Source organism: Parvibaculum sp., from assembly GCF_040882025.1.
Classification (GTDB): Bacteria; Pseudomonadota; Alphaproteobacteria; order Parvibaculales; family Parvibaculaceae; genus Parvibaculum.
Genome location: NZ_JBBECC010000118.1, coordinates 1 through 3,721, shown reverse-complemented (window position 1 = coordinate 3,721; position 3,721 = coordinate 1). Strand labels below are relative to the sequence as shown.

5 protein-coding genes are annotated in these 3,721 nt (G+C 60.7%); 1 reads left to right on the top strand and 4 read right to left on the bottom strand.

The features are described 5' to 3' along the window. The 3 genes from plsX to WEB61_RS08485 form a co-directional block, all read right to left on the bottom strand. A partial coding sequence (gene plsX / locus WEB61_RS08495; RefSeq protein WP_368063904.1) for a phosphate acyltransferase PlsX occupies nt 1-830 on the bottom strand: 830 nt, incomplete at its 3' end. A 111-nt stretch (nt 831-941) separates the two neighbouring features. Continuing rightward, nucleotides 942-1,508 (bottom strand): DUF177 domain-containing protein, encoded by a 567-nt coding sequence (locus WEB61_RS08490; RefSeq protein WP_368063903.1) that lies wholly within the window; start codon nt 1,506-1,508, stop codon nt 942-944. Further along, a complete protein-coding gene (locus WEB61_RS08485; RefSeq protein WP_368063902.1) occupies nt 1,505-2,014 on the bottom strand; it encodes a ubiquinol-cytochrome C chaperone family protein in 510 nt (169 codons plus the stop codon). The genes WEB61_RS08490 and WEB61_RS08485 overlap by 4 nt, the downstream gene beginning before the upstream one ends. Nucleotides 2,015-2,197: 183 nt before the next feature. Here WEB61_RS08485 and WEB61_RS08480 point away from each other — a divergent pair, with 183 nt between their 5' ends. Next, the gene (locus WEB61_RS08480; RefSeq protein WP_368063901.1) at nt 2,198-2,704 is read left to right on the top strand and encodes an outer membrane protein assembly factor BamE; all 507 of its coding nucleotides are present in this window, start codon (nt 2,198-2,200) and stop codon (nt 2,702-2,704) included. 20 nt (nt 2,705-2,724) lie between these two features. Here WEB61_RS08480 and WEB61_RS08475 read toward each other — a convergent pair. Continuing rightward, the coding region (locus tag WEB61_RS08475) for a cation:proton antiporter (RefSeq protein ID WP_368063900.1) at nt 2,725-3,721 on the bottom strand (997 nt) is incomplete at its 5' end.

Here is a 3,721-nt window from a genome sequence, read left to right as displayed (position 1 = left end):
GCGCGAAAAGCGCCTTGGGCAAAAACATAGCCGATGCGCGCCATGATCGAACGGCCTATGGCCGCACGCAAATATTCCATGACGAGACGCACGGTGCCTTCCGCCGTCTTCAGCGCAATGTTGCCGGTATAGCCGTCCGTCACCACCACGTCGACCGTTCCCTTCGCAATATCGTCGCCCTCGACGAAGCCGTGGAACTGCATCGGCAGCCGCGCGGCACGCAGCATTTGCGCCGCCTCTTTCACCTGTTCAGTGCCTTTGACTTCCTCTTCGCCGATATTGAGCAAACCGACCGACGGCCGTTCCAGATTGAAGATCACACGCGCAAAGGCCTCCCCCATCACGGCGAACTGAACAAGCTGAGCGGCATCCGGCCCGATCGTCGCGCCCAGATCGAGCACCACGCTCTCGCCACGCGCCGTCGGCCAGAGCGCCGCCAACGCCGGCCGCTCGACATTCGGCATCGTCTTGAGGATCACTTTGGACATCGCCATAAGTGCGCCCGTATTGCCGGCGGAGACAGCGGCCTGCGCCCTGCCCTCCTTCACCGCGTCGATGGCAAGCCACATGCTGCTCGTCTTGCGGCCGCGCCGGAGCGCCTGACTGGGTTTGTCCGTCATCGACACAGCGACTTCGGTATGAACGATCTCGCTCACCGAGGCGACACGCGGATGCTTCTCCAGCAGGGAGCGGATTTCGGCTTCATCGCCATAAATGAGGAAACGCACATCGGGGTGGCGGATCGACGCGACCTCCACGCCACCGATCACGGTGGCGGGTCCATGATCTCCCCCCATGCCGTCGAGTGCTATCGTCAATCCACGTGTCACCCGGAGGCCCCCTTCAGAATGCCCGTGCCCGTCGCCGGCCGGCGCGCGCCCAGAAGATACAAGGTTGCCGACCCCAGACAATAGCCGGAAATGGCCGGATATCGTGTCAACTCAATCATTTTTCTTGAATTTCTCAAGCACGGCAAAGGGGTTCGGCCGTTCTTCCGCAACGGCGCCCGGAACATCCGGCAGCGTATTGTAGGCCACGCCCGGCTTGCGGGGATAAGGATCGATTGCCAGCGCCAGCGCCTCCGCAACCGCCTCGCCAATGTTAATCGCACCGCCTGTCATCGGCTCCGGCGCATCCTCGCCCTCGGCTTCAATCAGTATCTCGCGCCCGTCAGCGCTACTCTCGGGCTCAATCAGATGCTCGGGCAGCCAATGCCGCGTAAAGCTCTCGTCGACCTTCTGAATCACGGGATCGAGCGTCACCACGCAGGACTGAGTGAGCACCGCTTCGAATCGGCAATCGAGGGTCAATCCATGCTTGCGAAATGGCCGGACGCTTGCCGTTCCCCGCAGATGTTGCAGTTCGAGAATGCCAAACCGTCGCGCCAACGCCGCACGCGTGCCTTCGTCGACGTCGAAATCGATTGTGATCCCGCTGGAAGGTACATCCTTCGCTGCCAGCTTGAGATCGAACTCCGGTGCACCGGCGAAGGAAGCTTGATGCGTCACAACTCAATCCCGGCAACAAGCCCGTCCGCGATACCCGTTTCCTCCGGCGGCGTCACGAAAACGGCACGCCCGGCCACGATGTCGCCGACGGGCTGAGAGGCAAGTGCGGCGTCGCACCTTCGAACATAGCCCGCTAGCATCGCGGCATGGGCCGTTGCGGCCGATTGCCCGAAGACATTACGGGTCAGGGCATCGGTCAACACCGCATCGCCCTCGGAACGGAGCCCTTCCTCATAGGCGCCGATTCGCCCATAAAAAGACGATGCCATGGCCTTGATCTTCTTTCCGACCGAGAGATCGCCAACCCCCATTTCGCGCAGGGTCTGGTCCATATCGTCGAAAAGCACATCGAAAAGCCGCTGACCGCGTGCCCGCCCCTCATCCCCACCTGCGCGCAACCTCCGCAGCACGAGAAAAGCATGGAGCGAGACCATCTCGAATCGGCCCTCGACCGTGTCCGGAACGCCGCCATGGAGGTAGAACGCAGGCAGACGCGCCTGAGTCACGACTGTCCGATACAACGAAAATGCTTCGTTCTCCCCGTCGCGGCGCCCGAAAATTCGTTTCCATATCATGGTTTCGCTCCGGCCCATGGGCACACGGCTTGCCCCGGGCCGCATATGTCGATTGAATTTACCGGGCGACAAGGGTAGGTCAACGTAAGAACTTTCGGTCCAAGGAGCCTCATCATGACACCGCCGCGTTTGCGCCGAACCGTCCGGACGACCATGGTCGCCGCCAGCCTGGTAGTGGCGGGAGCGGCGCTGGCTGCCTGCGCACCGGTCAAGGAAGAGCGCGGCTATATCTTCGATCCCAACGATTTGACAAAGATCGAGGCGGGCATAACGAGCAAGGAACAGGTCCGCACGATCATGGGGTCCCCCTCGACGACATCCGCAGTCGACGGCGAGGCTTGGTACTATATTTCGAGCAAATTCGAAACCGTCGCTTTTTATCCTCCGCAAGAAGTCGACCGCGCCGTTGCCGCCGTCTATTTCGAAAAGACCGACGTTGTTCAGGAAGTCGCCTATTACGGCCTTGAAGACGGGCAAATCGTCAATTTTGTCGATCGCACCACACCCACGCGCGGCAAAGAGCTGACGGTACTCGGGCAGCTCTTCGGCAATCTGGGCCGCTACAACGCGCCCGGCGCGGGCATTCCGGATGTCGGCACCGGCGATCCGTCGCGCAGATAGCAGACGAGCCTGACCGCACGCTAACTGATGGCCGTGGCTGGATTGTCAAGCAGTCTCTCGATGGCGCGTTCGGCGGCATCCGAGAATGGCCTCAGCGTCGTATCCACACCTTTCGATTTCAGCATCACACCGTCGGCATCGTTGCGCGCGATGGCGGCTATATGTCCGGCGAAGCCGCGGCCTCTGATTTCCTCGACAAGCGCCACGCGCGGATCCTGATGCGTGATCCCGATTTCATGCGGCGGCACCGCGATGATGACGTATCGCGCCGCGCCGAGCGGAAGCGATTCGTGCATATCCGGGTCGAACAGGTCGCCATACATGACGTTCGCGCCGCTGTGGCCCCAGTCCCGGATCACATCGGGGTCGAAATCGACGCCAAGCACACTGAGGCCTCGTTCTCGGAACCCCGCATAAAGCGAGCGCCCGTATCGGCCGAGGCCGAAAAGGATGATGTCATACCGGGCGGCAGACTTGCCGTCGGAAATCAACTCTTCGCGATGCGCAATTTTTCGCTCGAAAATACCGAGATACGGCTCGATAAACGTATAGAGCGGTTGGGAATAAAGGATCATATAGGTCGACAAACCGATTGTGATGACACCGACAAGCGTCACAAGACCGACCGCATCCTCATTCACGTGACCGAGCCCGAGCCCCAGTGCGATGAAGATCAGCGAAAACTCGCTGATTTGCGCCACTGTCAGACCGGCAAGAAAACCCGTGCGCTTTCGGTAACCCATCAGCCCCATGATGATCATCACAATCAGAGGATTGCCGATCAGCACAAAAAGCGACAGCAGCAGCGCCGGCGCGACGGCATCGCCGACGACGCGCAGATCGAGATGCGAGCCAAGGGAGATAAAGAAAAACACCAACAGGAAATCGCGCAGGCTTGTTAGCCGTGAACCGATGGCTTCGCGAAACGGCGTCGAGGCGAGTGCCACACCCGCAATCAACCCGCCGAGCTCCTTGCTGAAACCAAGATACTCGCCAAGCGCCGCGAAGGCAGCAGCC